This window comes from Labilithrix luteola (assembly GCF_001263205.1).
In the GTDB taxonomy this organism is placed as follows: Bacteria; Myxococcota_A; Polyangia; order Polyangiales; family Polyangiaceae; genus Labilithrix; species Labilithrix luteola.
On the sequence record NZ_CP012333.1, the window covers coordinates 8,878,164 to 8,896,428 of the forward strand.

The 18,265-nt window shown below is 67.2% G+C and carries 13 protein-coding genes; 4 read left to right on the forward strand and 9 right to left on the reverse strand.

Going from position 1 to position 18,265, the window contains the following annotated elements:
• Positions 1 to 23 precede the first annotated feature (23 nt).
• Complete coding sequence (locus tag AKJ09_RS55740; RefSeq protein WP_146652841.1) at positions 24 to 2,372, forward strand: serine/threonine-protein kinase; 2,349 nt, start codon at positions 24 to 26, stop codon at positions 2,370 to 2,372.
• On the opposite strand, the gene AKJ09_RS38610 is transcribed toward AKJ09_RS55740, so the two are convergent.
• The 3 genes from AKJ09_RS38610 to AKJ09_RS38620 form a co-directional block, all read right to left on the reverse strand.
• The gene (locus AKJ09_RS38610; protein ID WP_146652842.1) at positions 2,359 to 3,114 is read right to left on the reverse strand and encodes a DUF459 domain-containing protein; all 756 of its coding nucleotides are present in this window, start codon (positions 3,112 to 3,114) and stop codon (positions 2,359 to 2,361) included. The genes AKJ09_RS55740 and AKJ09_RS38610 overlap by 14 nt on opposite strands.
• 61 nt (positions 3,115 to 3,175) lie before the next feature.
• Positions 3,176 to 4,141, reverse strand: coding sequence for an SUMF1/EgtB/PvdO family nonheme iron enzyme (locus AKJ09_RS38615; RefSeq protein WP_146652843.1), 966 nt, complete (start codon positions 4,139 to 4,141; stop codon positions 3,176 to 3,178).
• 242 nt (positions 4,142 to 4,383) lie between these two features.
• Entirely contained in the window at positions 4,384 to 5,088 is a 705-nt protein-coding gene (locus AKJ09_RS38620) for a uracil-DNA glycosylase (protein WP_146652844.1), read from the reverse strand.
• Positions 5,089 to 5,179: 91 nt separating this feature from the next.
• Here AKJ09_RS38620 and AKJ09_RS38625 point away from each other — a divergent pair, with 91 nt between their 5' ends.
• Together AKJ09_RS38625 and AKJ09_RS38630 are read left to right on the forward strand one after the other, a co-directional pair.
• The gene (locus AKJ09_RS38625) at positions 5,180 to 6,445 is read left to right on the forward strand and encodes an esterase/lipase family protein (protein WP_146652845.1); all 1,266 of its coding nucleotides are present in this window, start codon (positions 5,180 to 5,182) and stop codon (positions 6,443 to 6,445) included.
• A gap of 168 nt (positions 6,446 to 6,613) precedes the next feature.
• Positions 6,614 to 7,828, forward strand: a complete 1,215-nt coding sequence (locus AKJ09_RS38630; RefSeq protein ID WP_146652846.1) for an SMP-30/gluconolactonase/LRE family protein — start codon at positions 6,614 to 6,616, stop codon at positions 7,826 to 7,828.
• Positions 7,829 to 7,922: 94 nt separating this feature from the next.
• Here the strand turns inward: AKJ09_RS38630 and AKJ09_RS38635 are convergent, their stop codons facing one another.
• From AKJ09_RS38635 to AKJ09_RS53630, 5 genes are read right to left on the reverse strand one after another with little or no spacing between them, the layout of a single operon-like run.
• A complete protein-coding gene (locus AKJ09_RS38635; RefSeq protein ID WP_146652847.1) occupies positions 7,923 to 9,056 on the reverse strand; it encodes a glycosyltransferase family 4 protein in 1,134 nt (377 codons plus the stop codon).
• A complete protein-coding gene (locus tag AKJ09_RS38640) occupies positions 9,053 to 10,393 on the reverse strand; it encodes a lipid II flippase MurJ (RefSeq protein ID WP_146652848.1) in 1,341 nt (446 codons plus the stop codon). The genes AKJ09_RS38635 and AKJ09_RS38640 overlap by 4 nt, the downstream gene beginning before the upstream one ends.
• Complete coding sequence (locus AKJ09_RS38645; protein WP_146652849.1) at positions 10,390 to 11,322, reverse strand: polysaccharide deacetylase family protein; 933 nt, start codon at positions 11,320 to 11,322, stop codon at positions 10,390 to 10,392. The genes AKJ09_RS38640 and AKJ09_RS38645 overlap by 4 nt, the downstream gene beginning before the upstream one ends.
• A gap of 51 nt (positions 11,323 to 11,373) precedes the next feature.
• The gene (locus AKJ09_RS53625) at positions 11,374 to 12,369 is read right to left on the reverse strand and encodes a lipid II:glycine glycyltransferase FemX (protein WP_169928210.1); all 996 of its coding nucleotides are present in this window, start codon (positions 12,367 to 12,369) and stop codon (positions 11,374 to 11,376) included.
• A gap of 59 nt (positions 12,370 to 12,428) precedes the next feature.
• On the reverse strand, positions 12,429 to 14,087 hold the full coding sequence (locus AKJ09_RS53630) for a hypothetical protein (protein WP_169928211.1): 1,659 nt from the start codon (positions 14,085 to 14,087) through the stop codon (positions 12,429 to 12,431).
• A 185-nt stretch (positions 14,088 to 14,272) separates the two neighbouring features.
• On the opposite strand from AKJ09_RS53630, the gene AKJ09_RS38655 reads away from it, so the two are divergent.
• Positions 14,273 to 16,201: a sulfatase-like hydrolase/transferase gene (locus tag AKJ09_RS38655; RefSeq protein ID WP_146652850.1), complete on the forward strand. Its 1,929-nt coding sequence runs from the start codon at positions 14,273 to 14,275 to the stop codon at positions 16,199 to 16,201.
• Positions 16,202 to 16,231: 30 nt separating this feature from the next.
• On the opposite strand, the gene AKJ09_RS38660 is transcribed toward AKJ09_RS38655, so the two are convergent.
• On the reverse strand, positions 16,232 to 18,166 hold the full coding sequence (locus AKJ09_RS38660; protein ID WP_146652851.1) for a TolB family protein: 1,935 nt from the start codon (positions 18,164 to 18,166) through the stop codon (positions 16,232 to 16,234).
• Between the last annotated feature and the right edge of the window lie 99 nt (positions 18,167 to 18,265).

Below are 18,265 nucleotides of genomic sequence, written 5' to 3' on the forward strand. Positions count from 1 at the left end.
TCGATACGCTGGATAGAAGCGCGGTGGAGAAGACAGACAGCACGGTCGAGCGTATCGGTGGGTACCGCATCGTTCGCAGGCTTGCGATCGGTGGCACGAGCGACGTGCTCCTTGCGAAGGCCGAAGGCCCTCTCGGGTTCGAGCGCGCCGTCGTCTTGAAGCGGCTCTTGGCGCAGTACAAGAGCGATGATGACTTCACCAAGATGTTCGCGCGTGAGGCCGCGGCCTACGCGCGACTCTCACACCCGGCGATCGTGCGCCTGTTCGACTTCTTCGCGACGTCGACCTCCGTAACGGATCGCGCGGAGCGAACGGCGCCCTCCGCAGACTCCGGCGACGCGCAGCTCGTGATGGTCCTCGAGTACGTCGACGGGCCTCCGCTCCATCGCCTTCGCGGCATGCTCAAGGCGATGGGCGGCGCCCTCGACGACGTCACCTCGATTCACGTCGCCGCGGCGATCTTCGACGCGCTCGCTGCGGCGCACGCGGCGAACGATGAATCGGGAGCGCCCGCTCCTGTCATCCATCGCGACGTCAACCCGACCAACGTGCTCATCGGTTGGGACGGGCAGGTGAAGCTCGCTGACTTCGGCGTCGCCAAGGTCACCGGCGTGACGCACGAGAGCAGGGCAGGGCTCGTGCGCGGAACGTACGGCTACATGGCGCCCGAGCAGGTGACCGGTGCCCCCGTCACGCCTCGGGCGGACGTCTATGCGGCTGGCATCGTGTTGTGGGAAATGCTCACCAAGCGCCGTGCGTTCCAGCGCGGCGCGCTTCCGGAAGTCGAAGTGATGCGTTCGATGGCCGAGCCGCGGCTCGTCACCCTCGACGCGCTTCGACCCGACATCGACAAGACCGTGCGCGAAGCCGTGAGCCGTGCGCTCGTTCCGAACGCGCAGAAGCGCACGATCACCGCCGAGGAGATGGTGGCCGTGCTGCGTGCGGCGGTGCACCCCGACAAGGGGCGCGAGCGCCTGCTGGCGGCCCTTGGCGTCGTCCGTCACGAGCCGAAGATCTCGGCGACGTCGATGCCGCCACCGCCGCCGCCCGGCGAGGCTGACGCGCTCCATCCGTCGTCCCAGGCGATGGCGCCGCCTCGCGTGCCGCGCGCAGCCCCGACGGGCGTGAAAGCACCGCGTCCCTCGGGCACCCAGCCGGCCGCGGGGGCAGTGCCGAAGCCCTCGCCGTATCGTCAGACCATGCATGCGACCGTCGCCCCTCCGCTGGGCGGCACTACCTTGCAGGCTTCGCCCGCGCCGCCCGCATCGCCGGCGGTGACCACGTCGACGGCGCCGGGCGGAGCCGGTTCGCTCGCGCCCGTCGGCCTCTTCGACTCGCTGGTCGTGCCTCCGGTGAAGAACGCCGATTCGCCGGTTCTCCAGCTCGACGAGCCATTCTCGGAACTCAAGCCGGGGCCTGGTCTGCGCGATCAAATCGACGATCTGCTGAAGGACGTGCCGACCACCGTCCCGCCGCATCTGTTCGGCGAGCGCACCGCTGCGCAGCGAACGCGCGAGATCGGGCACATCCCGGCGGCGCCGCCACCGCTTCGGACGTCGAGCGAGCAGCGGATGGCGGCTCGCGCAGAAACAGGCGTGAGCGTGCCAGGCGGGCCTCCGGCGCCGCCACCTCTTCCCTCCGTTCAGGCGGCCAGTCCGCCGGCAGCGGTCGCTCCGCCTCCGCCTCCGCCTCCACCACCGCTGCCGGCTCCGGAGCCGGCGTTGGTGAATCCCTCGGACGTGCTCTCTCTCTCCGAGGATGTCCTTCGCGATTCAGTGCCGCCCTTCGGCCCCGACCGGCCGACATCCATTCCGCCTTCGCGTCGTCGTCGTCGTGGACCGCTCCTTCTCGTGCTGTCGGGGATGTTCCTCTGCACGTCGTCGTTCGCGGCGGTAGGGGCGATGAAGTACGTGCGCGCGCGCCGGGCTCAGGCCAACATCACGGCCCCGAGTGTACTCGCCCCGACGCCCCCGACGCCCACCGTCAGTCCCTTCGTGGCCACGACCGTCAGCGCGTCACCCGCCGGCGAGCCGTCCGCATCCTCAAGCGCAGTCGCGCCGGCCCCGAGCGCCGCGCCGTCGGCGAGCGTCGTGGCCATGGCGACGCCTAGCGCTGGCGCCGAGCCCCCCGCGCCCGTCGCCAAGAATGCCGCCAAGCCTTCGACCCCGACGCCTTCCGCCGGCACCGGCATCGTGAAGACGGAAGGAGCGGCACCCGGCCGACGCATCTTCATCGACGAGCGCACGGTCGGACAGACCCCGCAACCCATCACGGTCAAGTGCGGCATGCACATGATCAAGGTGGGCAGCAGCGGTCGCGCGCACTCGGTCGACGTGCCCTGCGGCGGTGAAGTGACCGTCAGTGACCGGTGAGCGGCCCGGCCGGCTCGCTCGCCGCCACGCGCTCGGTCTCGCTCTTACGGAAGAACTTCCAGAACTCGTCCGCCCAGTCGGCGCCACCTTGGTTCGTGGGGTGGATGCCGTCGTCGCCGCGTTGGAGTTTGAGCGGGCTCGAGTCGTAGAACGCGCAGGGCGATGCGTGATCGCGAATCACCGAGACGATGCCGGTGTCCGGCTTCCACATCGGCGGGCCAATCCAGTAGCACTCGCGGCCCTCGAGGCGCTTCACGATGCTCTCGACGTTGGGCGCCATCACCTTCGGAAAAGGGACGAGGGAGTCGTTGGCGCCGAGCGTGATGATGACGATGTCGGGGTTGTGCTTTTTGAGCAGACCGCTCAGCTTCTTCGACTTGTCGAAGGTCACGATCGATTCGCTGACTTTGTAGTCGCGGACGAGCTTCGCGCCTTCCTTCTCGAAACGCTCTTCGAGGGCCTTCGTGAGGCCGCCGAGGCCACCGACCATCGAGTCTCCGACGTGCAAGATGGTCTTGCCCGCGAGCGAGGGCGGAGCGGGTGGGGGAGGCTCCGTCGTCGCGACCGGCGGCGCGCTGGCATCTTTGACCTCGACGACGGCCACATTGAGCATCGGCCGCGTGTCTTCCTTCGCGACGGGGGCGGGAGGCTCGCCTTGGGCGCCGCCGGGGGCACCGCGCGAGCAGCCTGCGAGCGCCAGGATTGCGAGCGAGACGGCGGAGGCGACGAAGGCCCGATACATCGCGCGCCGTTATGGCAGACGATGATCGGGCCGTCGAGACTCGACGTCAGGCGTGGGTGCGCTACTGGGCGACGTCCGCGCAGCAGCGGAAACCGGTCGAATAGTCGTGGTACCAGGCTTCGTGTGCGTCTGTGCGGTACCCGCAGCCGTCACCGTTCTGAGTGACGTCGAGGTAGTAGCCGCCCTGGAACGTACCGGCCGGGTCGTCCACCCATTCGTGGATGTTGCCGACCATGTCGTAGACGCCGTAGCCGTTCGAGCAGTCTTCGTGCGAGCCCGTCTCGGCCAGGGTTCCCGGCAGCTGGTTCAGCTGCGGATCGTTCATCTTGTCCCAGGTCCAGGCCTTCCCCGTAGCGACGTCCGCGCCGTAGAAGAAGCCGACCGGGCTACGGCCCTGGTCGTTGCAGGTCCCTGGCGTGCGCTCGTTCGCGTAGCCGAACTTCTTCGGATCGGGGCCCTGGCAGGCCTTCCTCCACTCCGCCGGCTTGCAGAGGCGCTTGCCCGAGCCGCGGCACGCTTCGATCGCCTGCTTTTCGCTGATGTAGCCCTGGGGGTAGGCCCCCTTTTCGCTCACGGCGCGAACGCGATGGCCTTCGACAGGCAGGTAATAGGGCCAGGCTTGCTCGCGGCCGTCGCCGAGCACTTCGACGAGCGAGGCTTCGTATTTGTCGACACAGAAGCGGTCGTCGATGCTCGCCATGTCCGGCGGGCAGAGCCCGTTCATCGGCAGCGGACGGTCTCCTTCCGGGAGCAGCTGCTCGACCGGAACGTCCGCGGGGGCAATGAACGCCAGGCGCGGGGCGATCGCCGCCGACGTAAGCTCGACATTTTCGGGGCCGCCATGCGCCACGCGCTCGAGGGACGCGGTGACCTGCTTGGCCGCGAACACGCGAGCACCAAGCGGGCTGCGAACGAGATCCCCACCGAGGCGGGCACAGCCAACCGCGCCGAGAAGCGCCGCTGCGGTGGCGCCTACGCACGCGCTGACAAAAGCCTTGTTAAGCCAAGCCGGGTGGGGATTCTTCATCACTTCTTGCTCCTCCGGCGTGTCCCGGGGGGCAGCCCGCCCAGGAGCGCGTAGTTCCCTACGCGTCCCCTGGGCATACTGTGCACCACGGGGGCCTTGGAACCCCAAATCGACTGGAGCGAGCCAAAAAGGTACGACCTCAACCTAGATCTAACCGCTTGGATCAATTGGTGTTTATGAGTGATCTCAAGGGTTTGCCGCACACCCCTTGGAGCGATGTCTCAGGAGACAAATAGGCGCACTCAAGGGGGTAGACGCGTCGCAGCGGCGATTGCTTGGCGCAGTTCGTGGTCGAACATCGCCTCCGTCAACCGGCCGGTCTGCGTGTTCTGTTGGCTGACGTGGTAGCAGCCGAGGAGAGTCACGGAGCCGAGGTCCGTGGTGGCACCGTGGGCGAACCGAGGACGCGGGCGCGGGATCTCGACACCATGCCGTTGCGCGTGGGCCACGTACGCGTCCCATGCGACGGCACCGAGCGCCAAAATGGCCCGCGGGCGGAGGATCGCCAGCTCACGGTCGAGCCAGCTTCCGCACTGCAGGACCTCGTCGGGCGTGGGGCGATTGTCTGGGGGAACGCAGCGCGCCGCGAGCGTGATGTAGACGCCTCGCAGAACGAGGCCGTCATTGCGATGCGTGCTGGTGGACTGGTTGGCGAGCCCCGCACGGTGGAGGGCGGCGTAGAGAAAGTCGCCGGAGCGATCTCCCGTGAAGGCGCGGCCGGTGCGGTTTCCGCCGTGCGCGCCCGGAGCGAGACCGAGGATGACGAGCGGCGCCTCGGGATCGCCGAAGCCCGGGACCGGCTTTCCCCAGTAACGCTCGTCGATGTACTTCCGGCGCTTCGTGCGGGCGACTTCTTCACGCCACGCCACGAGTCGCGGGCAGTCCGTACAGCGAACGAGGCGCGCGTTCATTTTGGCGAGATCCGAAGAGGCGGTCACACCGTGCATTCTTAACGCAAGGCTGCTTGGCTGAGCTCGCGAAACCCGCGAACGGGGCGAAACGCGACTGAATCCGTCGATGCATGCTATGGCCCGGTAGGTGGCGCTCGTTCATCGGGTCTACCTGTCCCCCGGCATGTTCGGGTTCGGAAAGCTCGCAACGTACGACTACTTCGCGCACGTCGAGCGCGCGCTCACCCAGCGCTTCGAGGATGCCGGTCAGGCGCTTCGGACCTACGTCGTGGACGTGGCGCCGACGGCCTCGATTCGTCGGCGCGCGGTCCGGCTTGCCGAGGCCGTTGCGGAGAGCGTCGGCGAGCAGGGCCCCGTTCACCTGCTCGGTCACTCCACCGGAGGGCTCGATGCGCGGCTCGTCGCATCGCCCAGTGGAAGCCTGCCGACGCCTGCGCGCAATCTGGCGTGGCTGCCGCGCTTGCGCAGCATCACCACGATGAACACGCCTCACTACGGCACGCCGATGGCGAGCTTCTTCGCGACCGTCAGCGGTCAGCGAATGCTCTACGCCGTGAGCGCGCTCACGTTCATCGGCCTCTCGCTCGGCGCGCCTCCGCTCGCCGCCGCGAGCGCGCTCGTGATGGCGATCGGCCGGCTGGACAACGCCATCGGCGTCGAGTTGAAGGTGCTCGATCGCGCGACGGACACGCTGCTCCGCGCCCTCGAACCGGCGACGAGCCGCGAGGTGAGGGCGTACCTCGATGCCATCCGTAAGGACCAAGGCGCGGTCATCCAGCTGACGCCCGAGGCGATGGACCTCTTTCTCGCCGGGGTCGAAGATCGGTCCGGCGTGGTCTACCAGTCCACGTGCGCGATGGCGCCGGCCCCCTCGCCGCGGAACCTCGCCAAGAGCTTCAAGAGCCCCTGGCGTGCGGTTTCTTCAGCGCTTTTCACGACGCTCTACGGGATTACCTCGCGCCACGACGAGCGTTATCCGTGCGCGGCGGCCGATCCTGGCGAAGAGACCGAGCGCGTGCTCCTTCGGGCGTTCGAGCGCCTCCCCGGCGTGCGTTCGAACGACGGCGTCGTGCCGCTCCGGTCGCAACTCTGGGGCAACGTCGTGTGGGCCGGCTACGGCGATCACCTCGACGTCCTCGGCCATTTCGCCAGCACCCGCGCCAAGACCTCGTTCTGGTCGTCGTTTTTCGGCGGAAAGCGCATGCCGGTCGAACGCATCGAGCAACGCGTGCGCCGCGTTGAAGACGCCTTGGCCCGCGGGGGAATGGCTCCCGAGCCGACCGCCGATTCGCGCCACGTCGACTGGATGACGAGCGGATCGAACTTCGACGAGCGATCGTTTTCGAACCTGATGGACGCGATTGCCAAAGGCATGCTCGTGTCGTCCATCTGAGGACTTGCGCTCGGCGCACGCGCGCCCCTCGCGCGCCATCTATGCGTAAGAACGTATGACGGCCGGACGACGGACGACGAGACCGTGGCGTTCGGCATCGTGCGAAGCAGGCTTTCCTGCCGGTCAGTCAAGCGCTAGTCTCGGGCGATCGTTCTGGAGGTCCAACTTATGAGATCGCGTCGTCTTGCCTTCGTGTTTGCCGTGTTGCCCTTTGCGTTCTACGCGTACGCCTGTTCGAGCGACGATTCGACCAGTCCGTCGAGCGACGACGCAGGCGGCGGCTCCGAGACGGGCACCACCGGCGAAGAAGACAGCAGCACGCCGGGCGAGAAGGACAGCAGCACGCCGGGTGACAAGGACAGCAGTACGCCGAACGACAGCGGCACCGACGCAGCCGATGCCGGTGACGGTGGTGACGGCGGCGACGCAGGCGACGGCGGGCTCGACTTCTGCGTCGGCAACCCGCTTCTCGCCGACGGCGGCATCGTGACCGGTGGTTACATGGTCGACGCGTCGGCTCCGCGCCAGATCTTCGTCGAGACGTTCCTCGCCAGCTCGTTCATCGACGGCCCGCAGTGGATCGAGGCCAACGGCGGACAGCTCGTATTCTCGCAGGTCTACGGCGTTCCGCGCGCAACCTACACGACCGGCATCGACGGCGGAACGCCGGTGCTGTTCCGCCAGACGCCCAACGACAACGTCCTCCCGATCGGCAACGCGTTCGCGGCCGACGGCGGCGTCCTGACCACGTACTCGGCCTCCGGCGGCGCTGCGGGCATTGCGCGCACGCAGCCCAACAAGACGGCGAACTCCACCGTTCCCGTTGCGCCGGCCACGAATCCGAACGACCTCGTCGTCGGCCCCAAGGGCGACGTCTACTTCACGGATCCGAAGTTCCAGACGGACAACGCTGGCGCGGGCTCCGGCGTTTACCGCATCGCGCCGGACGGTGGCGTCGCCGCCATCGATACGTACGATCAGAACAACGTCCAGCGTATGAACGGCATCGCCCTTTCGCCGGACAACAAGACGCTCTACGTCTCGAACACCGAGACGAAGCAGATCCTCAAGTACGCCGTGGCCACCGACGGCACGGTGGCCAAGCCCGGCACGCCCGTCGTCACCGGCACCGTCGATCTGCCCGATGGCATTGCCGTCGACGATGCAGAGAACATCTGGGTCGCCGAGGCGCACAGCACCTTCGGCACGCAGAGCGGTCGCGTCGAGGTCTTCACCAAGGCCGGCGTGAAGCTCGCGGAAATCCCGTTCCCCACGCAGCGCCCGACCAGCGTGGCGTTCGGCGGTGCGGACAACAAGACGGTCTTCGTGACCACCGAGCGCGCCATCTACGTGCTGGCGACGCGCTGCCCCGGCGTTCGCTGAACGAACGAGCGCGCCGCGCAGGTGCACAGGCGCGCTGGAACGGCCCTTCCTCGGCGACGAGGCGGGGCCGCTCGCCTTTTGTGGATTCGACCGGCTACGACGGCGCGACGGGGCGGGCGCGCAGCCAGTCGTAGAGGGCTTCGTACGATGCGCGCATCGAGGCTAGCGAGTAGCGCGTGAGGACGAGCTCACGGGCTCGACGTCCCCGTCGCGAGCGTTCGTCAGGGTGTTCGATCGCCGAACGCATGATCGCAGCGAGGGCATGGGACGAGGAGCCGGTCGCAAGCCACCCTGTTTCGCCGTCCTTCACGAACTCGGGAATTCCGCCGGTCGGCAGCGCGACGACCGCGCGCGCTTGCGCCATCGCTTCGAGCAACGCGATGCCGAGGCCTTCGGCGCGGGCACTCGAGAGGGCAACGTCGGCGCGAGCGATGGCCTCGCGGACGTCGGCCTGGTAGCCCACGAACCGAACGCGCGACGACACGCCAAGCTGGGCGCCGAGTCGCTCGAGCTCGGCGCGTGACTCACCCTCGCCGACGATCTCGAGCTCGGCGCGCGGCACTTCGTTGAGGGCGTGGAGCGCGATGTCGATGCCCTTGCGAGGCTCGAGGCGGCCCACCATGACGAACCGTACGCGCTCGCTTTCGCCGCGTGCGGCATGCGCCGCGGGGGTAAATCGTTCGACGTCGATGCCGTTCGGTATCACGCGGAAGGTGCGCTCGGCCCACGGGGCACGGAGCAGCGCGACGTCACGCACGTGTTCGCTGATGCAGACGGAGGCGTCGGCGCGACGGAGCGACCAGCGTGAGAAGATCCAGCAGCTCGGATCGTCGTAGACGCGCGTGGAGTGCTCGGTGCGGACGATACGTGCGCCGGTTCGGATGGCGGCTCGCGTGCCCACGACCTGCGAACCGAACGTATGCAGGTGGACGATTCCGGCGCGCCGAGCGCGAATCGTCTGGGCGAGCCACCTCACATCGAAGGGACCGAGCGAGCGTACGAGGTAGCTGGCGGGGTTTTCGCGAACGGGGCCGCGATCGTCGACGACGAGTCCCGCGTCGTGGAAGAGCGCGCGCAGTCGGGCGCTCGGTGTCATGAGGGCGATCGTGTGTCTGCGAGCGGTGTCGCCCGAGGCGAGGTCGACGAGCATCCGCTCTGCACCACCGACCTCGCCGGCGACGACGACGTGCAGAACGGGCGCCGGTTCGGCCGATGCGCGCTCGTTCATGTCGCCGCGGCCACGCCCTTCTTCAGCGCGTCGAGTCGTGCGTCGAAACGGAACCAGAAGACGACGGCCACGGCCGCCTGCACGCAGGACGTCGAGAGGGCAAGGCCCTCGAGACCGATCGCGCGGAGCAGGACGAGATTGAAGAGCGCGTTGCAAACCGTGTTCAGCACACCCATGCTCAGCATGATCGTGCTGTTTTTCACCGCCACGTGAGCACGGGCGAGCACCAGCAGAACGCCGAACGGCGCGAGCCCCACCAGGTGATAGGGCAAGATCTGGATCATGCGGTCGACGCCCGCCACGTCCATCTCGCCGCGGAGAAAGACGAAACGGAGGAGGGGCCCGCGGATGGCGTACAGCAGAATGCTGGCCGCCAGGAGAATGCCGAACACGCTGGCGACCGCACGGACGACCTTGCGTCGAACCGCTTCGAGATCTCGCGCCGCGAAGTCGTCGGAGAGATGCGCGAGGAGAACGGGGAGCAGCGACGCTTGCAAGATCGAAGTCGGCAGGCTCGCCACGTCGCCCGAGTAACGAAGCATCGTGCCGCCGCCAACGACCAGCGACAGTCCGGCCATGAGCTGATCGACCACAGGGTTGACGCGGGTAACGGCGCTGCCGCCGACCTCGGCGACCACGAGCTTCGCGAAGCGCACGAGCGCGGGCGGGCGTACGAACCCGAGCTCGATGCGCAGGCCCACGATGCGGAGCGTGAACCACGCCAGCACGGCAGATGCGACGATCTCGCCGACCAGGGCCGCCACCGGTACGAGAACGACGCCGAAGCGATCGTGACCGAACGCGAGGATGCCGATGTTGAGCGCCATTCCGACGCCGCTCGACACGGGCTGGACCACGAAGTGGTGCTGCGAGGCGAGCAGGGTGGCGAAGAACGTGCGCGTCGCCATCGCCACGAGATAGATCGAGAACGGAACGACCATCGTCGCGGCCAGCGTGAAGTCGGGGCCTTGGTAGCGATAGGCGAACCAACCCATCGCCACGAGACCGACCGCGACGGCAATGGCCCCTCCGATGGCCCATGTGTACGAGAGGAGCGAGCCGATGAGACGAGGCAGCTCTTCGCGACGGTCGATGCGCTCTTCGGCGAGAATGGGAACGAGAGCGGAGTCCTGGAATGCCGTGAAGACGAGCGAGCCCGCGAACGCGAACACGGCCCACGCGAAGTAATAGACGTCGGTGGCCCCGCTTCGACCGAACCAGTAGGCGAGAAGGAGCGGGAGCAGGGCTTCGCCCGCACGAAAGACCACCTGGGCCGGCAGGACGAGGAGGGTCGTGCGAAGGACGGACTTCTTCTTCGGCGTCGCCAAACTGCTCACCGCGCGAGGATCTCCGGTACGTCGCCGAGACCCACGACCGACACGCCTTCACGCTCTGCCCAAGCGAGCAGCGCACCCAGGCGGCCGAGGATCCCCTGGGCCTCGTCCTCCGAAGAGGCGTAGGGGCTCAGGTGGGGAACGATCTCGACGTTGTGGAACATCGCATTGAGGATGACCGGGCGCCCTGGCGCGACGCGGCGCGCCTCGGCGATTTCGTCTTCGGCGACGCGGACGAGCGACTCGGCCGTGCCACGCGTCGGACGAAGCCAGCGCGGATCGACGTGCTTGCCGACCCAGGGGAGGGCGTTGACGAACCGTCGTCGGATCGTGACCGGGACTTCGAGGATCTTCGCGTTGCCCGGTCGGCCGGGCTCTTTGGGATCGGGGCGATAAGGCTGCGTCGGCGCGTCGAGGAAGGCGAGGCCCTTGGCGCCCGACGACGCCCAGTCCATGTGCGGCGTGACACTTGACTCCACGGCGTAGCCGAGATCCTCGAGGATGCCGATCGAGGCGGCCCCGACGCCGAACCGACCCGCGCGGAACGACGCTGGCTGGTGATCGAAGGCACGAATGAAGAGATCGGTGAGGTACGCGAGCTTCGCTTTTTCGACCTCGGGCGGGTAGTCCCGCTGGAAGGCGCTCGTCGCGTCGGGCTCGAACGCATCCGGCTCCGCGTACTCGCCGTGCAGATGCGTACCGAGCTCGCAGCTGCTGGCGAGGCGGCGAAAAACATCGACGCACGCTTCGTTGCGGAGGATCTCCGGCGATAGCAAGTACGTCGGCTTCGCGCGATGCGAGGCGAAGAGAGGCTGGAGGCGCTTTTCGACGCCGTCGAAGACGCCTTCGAAGGCCATGGGCTGACGGCAGAGCCAGCCCTTGCCCTTGTCGCATTCGGTGTCGATCGACACGCAAAGGTAGGCTCGGCTCATGCGCAGGTGCCTATAGCGCATCCCCGGCCCGGGCGCAGAGCGCCTTTCCGCTCAAAGCCAGCGCGCGTGCTCACCGACCAAGCGCACCGGAGTCTTCGCGAAGTCCAGCTTGAACTGGGCGATGCTCCGACGCTTCTCGTCGGTGTCGTCTTCGAGAGGGATGCCGCCCATGTCGAACGCCTCGCATCCCTCCGCAAGGGCCCAGCGGATGGCAGAGACCATGGCCGGAACCATTTTGGAGAACGAGCGCTCGACGCCACTCGAGGCGCCCAGCACGAACGTCGCGATGCGGCCATGGCAGCTCGCATAGAGCGCGCTCACGACATCGCCCTCGTGCTCGCAAAGGAAGACCGCGCCTCGGCGCCCTTCGGTGAGGATCGGCGCGAGGGCGTCGAACCAGGCGCGTGGCTTGGCTCCGCGGCCCTGGCCGCGCATCAGTTCGGCGTAGAGCTTTTCGAGCTCAGGCAGATCCTTTTCAGTACCGCGCCGAGCGAAGGCCCCCGCCTTTTCGGCCTGTCGAACCTTTCGCCGTAACGTCTCGCCCGACTTGCCCGCGAAGAGGGTTGCCTCCGTCTTTCCCTTCAGGTCCACGCGAAGCGTGCGCGCGTGGGCACCGGAGAGGGTCTGGACGGATTGGAAACCGCCGTCGGCGAGGATCTGCGACGCGCGGTCGGCATGTTCGTCGGCCCAATAGGGCATCACCTGGAGGCGAGCGATGCCTCGCGTGATCGCCGCTACGCGGAGCGCCGTGAGCACTTCGGGCAGATCGTCGAGGGAGTCGGTGACGGGGCCTCGCTCGACGATCCCGACGGGCAGCGACAGTCGACCGAGGAGCCTCGGTCGAAGCACGAGCGCTGCGCCCACCAGGCGTCCTCGGCGGCGCGCCAGGAACCATCGAGGCGCGAACGGGCGACCTGCCGTGGCTGGCGTCGCCCACGCTCGCGCTTGTGCGTAGGCTCCGCCGTGGGAGCGGTCGACGAAGAGATCGTATTCAGCCGCGTCTTCGGGGGAGAGCGTGCGCGTGAAGGTGACGTCGAGCCCGTGCATCGAAGGGCGCGCAGCATAGCAGCGCTGCGCCGTCCGTGACGGTTCGTGACGCGTCTCGCTCAGTCGAAGGCGCAACGGGCGCCAATCGCGTAGTAGCCGTTGGGGGCTTCGGGGGCCGTACTGGTTTTCCAGTTGCTCGAGGTGGCGCCGCCGCCGTGCCTCTCCCACGAGAAATTCAGCTCGATCATGTACTCGCCGTTGTTGATCCACTGGAGGAGATTGCCGGCGATCTCGATGTTGTTCTTGTTCCAGCCGAGCGGAAAGCGCCCCGGCGGCGAGACGTACCAAGTGATGTCCCACGGGACCGTGCCGTTGAAACGGCGGGTGGGCTTGTCGGGGGAGCCGTAGCTGAACTGGTGGTTCAGCCGTGGGTCCGCGGCGGACGCGTTGTAGCTGGTGGCGTCGTGGAAGCTCCACGGATAGCCCGAGTTCGTGCCGTTCATGTACGCGTTCTTGAGCTCGGCGAGGCTGGGCAGTCGGCCGCCTTCCCATGCGCAGAAGGCGGTCATGAGGTGCCAGCCCACGCAGTTGAGTCCCTTTGGGTCGAGCTCGTCCTGCGTGAAGTCCTGCTTGTCGTCGCCCGGCGTCCAGTACGTGTGGCCGCCGAAGCTTCCCGAGGAGCACGAACGCTTCGACTCGGTGCTGGGATCGGTGTCGTTGGGCGCATTGGTCCAGTAGGGGCCGAGCATCGCGTTGGCCTCGTCGATCGAGCCGGGGACGAGGCCGTTCCATGACGCACTCCACTTGGCCGCCGGGAGTGTCGCCACGAAGCTCTTCACGTCGCCGCTCTGCCGCTCGATGAACGCACGCATGCGGCCGGCGGTAACGGTGAAGCGATCGAGTTTCACCGTCGTGCCCGACAGAGGGGCCTGCTGGCAGCAGCTTACGTGCTCCGCGGCGGGGTCGCCGACCTCGCCCTTTCCGCACGTGTCACCGCCGAGGTGAGCGGTGCAGCTTCGGCCCTGAACGCACTTCTTCGTGTAGCCGCAGCCGTCGCTCGCACAGTCCGCGTGAACGTTGCAGCTCGCGTCGACGGCGCACTTGGGAGCGCCGGTCGTCGTGCCTCCGCAGTCGATGTCCGACTCGTCGCCGTTCTTCACGTGGTCGGTGCCGGTCGGCTTCTGACAGGTTCCGCCCGCACAAACGAGGCTCGTGCAGTCCGCGCCGTCGAGACACTTCTTGGTGTCGGCGCAGCGAGGCGTGGTGGCGAGAGCACCGCCGCAGTCCACGTCGGTCTCGTCGCCGTTCTGCACTCCGTCATCGGGGGCGGCGGGCGCGCACGTTCCACTCTTGCACGACACGCTCGTGCAGTCCGCGCCTCCCGTGCACAGTTTGCCGTCGACGCATTTGGGGGCGACGGCGCCTCCGCAGTCGACATCCGTCTCGTCGGCGTTCTTGATCCCGTCCGTCGGGGTCGCCGCGACGCATTGTCCTTCTTGGCAAGAGAGTGAGGCGCAGTCCTTTCCGACCATGCAGTGCTTGTCCGTCGCGCACGGCGGCGCGTGGAGTCCTCCGCAACCTTCGTCGGTCGTTTCGGGCGACTGTTTGGCGTTCGGGTTGTTCGGGCTGCTCGGATCGCTCGGATCGGCGGGGGTGGCCGCGGCGGGCGACGAGGGATCGCCCTGCGTGCCGTCGTCGGTCGTCGACGAGCATGCGACCACGGCGAGGGGGATGAGGACGGGGGCGAAGGCGATCGCGCCGAGCGTGGTGTGCCTCATGACGGCTCAACCTGGTTCAATTTCGGTGCCGGCGTGAGGTCACCGTTCGGGCGACAGGGGCTCACCGAACTTTCTTCGGAAATCGCCGACAGGGCGCGCTTGGGGGTGGATCGACGGACCGCCTTCTTGCTGTTTCCAAGGCGTGATTTGCAACATGCACCCCGCTGGTGTACGGAGCCGATTCGATGTCGGCAGTGTTACCGACCGGCGACCATGAGGGGGCGCCGAGCGTTGGCGAAGCGGTAGAGCGCATAGGTTTACGCGGATTCACGCGTGCCCTCCGCCTTTGGGTGCCCACGAGCGTGTGGGTTGCGGCCCTGGTGCAGACGCTGTTCCTCGTCGTGCTTGCGGCCACGGACGGCTACGACGTGGCACGAAGCGGCGAGGTTCTGCGCGTCATCCTCACCTACGTCACGGTCGCGGCGATGTTCGGGCTCGTGCATCTGGTCGTCGGCGTGCGCTCGCGCCTGGCGGTCCCCATCACGCTCGCTGTTTTCTCGCTGTTCGTGACGGTGAACATCGCGTGCGAGGAGACGGCGGGGAACTTCGATTACGCCTTCGTTCACGCGAACGCGCGCGAGATCTTCACGCCGCTGGGACGCCACATCGTGGCTTCGAACCTCAAGATCGGCGAGGTCGCGCTTCTCCTGTTCGTCCCGCTGACGTCGGGACTCGCGCTGGTCACCATTCCCAACCGCGCATGGCCCGGCTCGGTCCGCTCGCGCTGGGGTGCGGCACTCGTCTGCACTTCGCTTCTGGTCGGCCTCCCTGCGGCACGCGTGAGCACCCACGAAGCCCTGACGGCCTTCGTCGTCTCCGCCCTCCGCTTCCACGCCGAAAATTCCGAGGCGGAGGCATCAACCCGGGGAATGGCCTATCCCTATGTGCATGATCTCGTGCCGAGTCCGGTGGCCGCAGCTGCCTCGGCCGGCGATCCTGCGCCGCGGCCGGACGTCATTCTCCTCTTCCTCGAGTCTTGGAACGGTGTCTTCACCGACAAGACACGGCCGGACGGTCGAGCTTACACGCCGGTCTTCAATGCGCGCCGGCGGGACGGCCTCTCGTTCGAGCACTTCTACGGCAACTCGATTCAGAGCAGTCGCGGCCATTTCGCCACCCTCTGCTCGCTCATTCCGCTCTATCGCGCGAAGGAGTTCACCGACCTCGGGGCCACGCGCCTCCGGTGCTTGCCCGAGGTTCTCGGAGGGGCAGGGTACAAGAGCCTCTTCTACTCGGCGACCGCAGAGCCCGAGTTCGATCGCTCCCAGATCTTTTTCCGTCGTATCGGGTTCGACGAAGCCCTCTTTCAGGACCCCCCGCAGCTTTCGCACGACCCTGACTTCTGGGGCACGGGTCTCCAAGACGACGTCTTCTACAAGCGCTTCTTCGGTCTGATCGACGAGCGAATCGAGCGCGAGCCGTCCGCACCGATCTTCGCCGTCGCTGCGAACGCATCGAATCACTACCCGTTCAACGAACGCCCCAATCACGTGCCCGATCCGCACGAGGCGACGAAATATCGGCGCAACTATGTCGCGTCGCTTTCGAACTCCGACGCGTGGCTAGCCACCTTCTTCGACGAGCTCGACAAGCGACCGCGCCTGCGCGACGCCATCGTCGTCGCCGTCGGCGACCACAGTTTCCCGGCAGACGAGCACGGCATTCACATCAACATGCTCGGCTCCTACGAGGAGGCGTTCCGCACGGCGTTCGTTCTGCGCTGGCGCGGGCACCTCGAGCCGCGTCACGTCCCCGATCGCGCGGGCTCGCAGATCGACATCGCGCCCACCATCGCCGATCTCCTCAAGCTCTCGGGGAAGGTCGCGTTCGCGGGCCGTTCGCTTCTCGACGAGACGCGCGCATCCGAGGCCGCACCGCTCGTCCAGCCGTACGACGGTGTGCAGCTCGTCGCCGTCCGCTATCCGTTCAAGCTCGTTCGGCACGAGGCGGCCGAGCAAGAAAGTTTGTTCGACCTCTCGACCGATCCGGCCGAAGAGCATGATCGCATCCACGATCCGCGCCTGGCCTCCGAGCGGGAGGCCCTGCGCGAAACGATCACGCGAATCCACGCAAACCAATCGGTGTTGCGCGGCAATCGCGTTTGGCCCGAGTGATCGCGTGAGCGAGCGCCTCCTCGCCGGCGCTTACTTCACCCCGTTGTCGACGACCTTCTCGGTCCATTGACCGATGTGGTTCGACGTCGTGGTTTCCTGGAAGGGAAGCCAGATCGGCGCGAAGCTCGGATCCTGCCCGGCCTTGGCGCGAGCGATGTCGAAGCCGACGAGCCAGAGCTGGCGCACGTGGTTGCCGTCGACAGTCGGCGTGCGGAACCCGTAGTCGCGCACCGTGGAGTAGGTCACCCAGAAGACGTCACCGCCTTTGTACGAGCCCTTGAACGGCGACCACTTCGGCCACGAGTTATCGAGCTTCGGCGCAGGCTGACCGGCGATCGAGCCGTTGGACTTGGCAAGCTCGATGGCGTTGCCGCCCGCCGCCGAGACCACGAACACGCGTGCGCCCGGATCGTCGTAGGTATCGCAGTTGGCAGCGGCTTCTCCGGCGGCGCACTGCGAGCGCGCGAAGACCACCCAAGCGTCATCGGGCGAGAAAGACGGGTAGTAGCTGTTCTCGCCATTCTGACTCGCGAGGAGCGGTGTCTCCGTGCCCCAAGCGGGCGGAGAGCCGGGGGTGAAGGTCATCGTGAAGAGGCTGGCCGACACGAGATTGAGCGGACCGCCGGAGCTCGCGCCGCGTGCGTAGACGAGCTGCTTGCCGTCGTTCGAGAACGAAGGGAAGAGAGAACCGGGGCCCGCCGGCAGCTTGCCGACCAACGTGTTCGTCGTCGCATCGATCAAGGTCATGATCCCGCCGGTGTAACCGGTGCACGCACCGCGCTGCTCGACGGGGAGCCCAGGATCGTTCGGGTTGTAGCCGGAGCACGTGGGCGTCGTGACGTAGTAACGATTGTCGGGAGACCACGTTTGGGTGTCCGAGTCACCGACGGGCGCCGGGGGCGTGACGAACTGTTTCGTCGCGACGTCGACCACGGCCATCTCCATGGGACGGCCGCACCCGCGGCCGTTCGTACAGACCGGCGCAAGCATCTTCGTGCCGTCTTTGGAGAGCGCGTGGCAGCCAGCGCACTGCTGCTCCGTGAAGAAAGGCTCGACGGTCTTCGTCTTGTCGAAGTCGTAGCGATAGATGCCGGGCTTCGCCGTGCCCCCGTCCATCGTCGTGCCACGCGTGTTAAAATAATAGAGGCCGCCCTGCACGGGCGTGGAGGCCATCTGCACGGAGGCCGGCTTGCTCTCGCCGATCTTTCCGGGCGTGTCACCTGCAGCGCGAATCACGAGCGAGACTGGATCTTCGCCCTCGAGCGTGTCGACGAGCGACGTCCACAGATCAGCGCTCGGCCGGAGTCCGCAATGATCCGGCGCATCGATCGGCGTACACGGCGCATAGAGGTGCACGTCGACCGTCGCGCTCTGAAAGCGCAGGTCGAAGACCGTGGCGCCCGCGGGGGCTTTCCACTGGATCTCCATCGGGTCGAGGTTCGGCGGCACGAGAACGCCATCGAGGGGATAGACGAGCTCGGGCGAGAACGTGGCGTCGACGGCGCCGTTGAAACGCGTCGCCGCGTCGGCGGGCGCGCCGTCGGCAATCACCGTACGACGAAGGGTGACCGAAATCGGAGCGGTCGCCGTGATGTCGCCGGCGTTCGCTTCGACCTGGCCCTCGCCGCCGACCTTGCCCGCCGGCGAAACCAGCGGACCGTTGGCGAGGAGCACCTTGGTCGGGCCTGCCGACCAACGGACGTTGCTCGTGACGTCGCGACTCGTGCCGTCGGCGAAGACACCTTTGGCGGTGAACGTCGCTTGCGTTGGCGTGTCACCGGCGACGAGCGTGGCGCTCGTCGGATCGATCGTGAGCGACTTGAGGCCGTCGAGCGGGTTCGTCTGCGCGTCCGGCTGCTCGAAGGTGGCCGCCGGTGACTCGTCGGATCCACACGACGCGGCGGCGCCAGCGACGAGGCAAGACGCGGCAAGGAGGAGAACGGGAAAAGAAATGAGTCGTGTCAAGGCACCACCTCAGGAGAAGCGTTTCACAGTCCTCTCGGGCTGCGCCGTTCCAACAGCGTCTCGATATCTTTGAGGTTGCGGGGGCACGGTCGTGGCAAC

What these genes read in the sequence shown, in the direction of transcription:
- AKJ09_RS38610 (WP_146652842.1), bottom strand. Translation starts at nt 3,114, where the DNA reads ATGTATCGGGCCTTCGTCGCCTCCGCCGTCTCGCTCGCAATCCTGGCG.
- AKJ09_RS38615 (WP_146652843.1), bottom strand. Translation starts at nt 4,141, where the DNA reads ATGAAGAATCCCCACCCGGCTTGGCTTAACAAGGCTTTTGTCAGCGCG.
- AKJ09_RS38620 (WP_146652844.1), bottom strand. Translation starts at nt 5,088, where the DNA reads ATGCACGGTGTGACCGCCTCTTCGGATCTCGCCAAAATGAACGCGCGC.
- AKJ09_RS38630 (WP_146652846.1), top strand. Translation starts at nt 6,614, where the DNA reads ATGAGATCGCGTCGTCTTGCCTTCGTGTTTGCCGTGTTGCCCTTTGCG.
- AKJ09_RS38635 (WP_146652847.1), bottom strand. Translation starts at nt 9,056, where the DNA reads ATGAACGAGCGCGCATCGGCCGAACCGGCGCCCGTTCTGCACGTCGTC.
- AKJ09_RS38645 (WP_146652849.1), bottom strand. Translation starts at nt 11,322, where the DNA reads ATGAGCCGAGCCTACCTTTGCGTGTCGATCGACACCGAATGCGACAAG.
- AKJ09_RS53625 (WP_169928210.1), bottom strand. Translation starts at nt 12,369, where the DNA reads ATGCACGGGCTCGACGTCACCTTCACGCGCACGCTCTCCCCCGAAGAC.
- AKJ09_RS53630 (WP_169928211.1), bottom strand. Translation starts at nt 14,087, where the DNA reads ATGAGGCACACCACGCTCGGCGCGATCGCCTTCGCCCCCGTCCTCATC.
- AKJ09_RS38655 (WP_146652850.1), top strand. Translation starts at nt 14,273, where the DNA reads ATGTCGGCAGTGTTACCGACCGGCGACCATGAGGGGGCGCCGAGCGTT.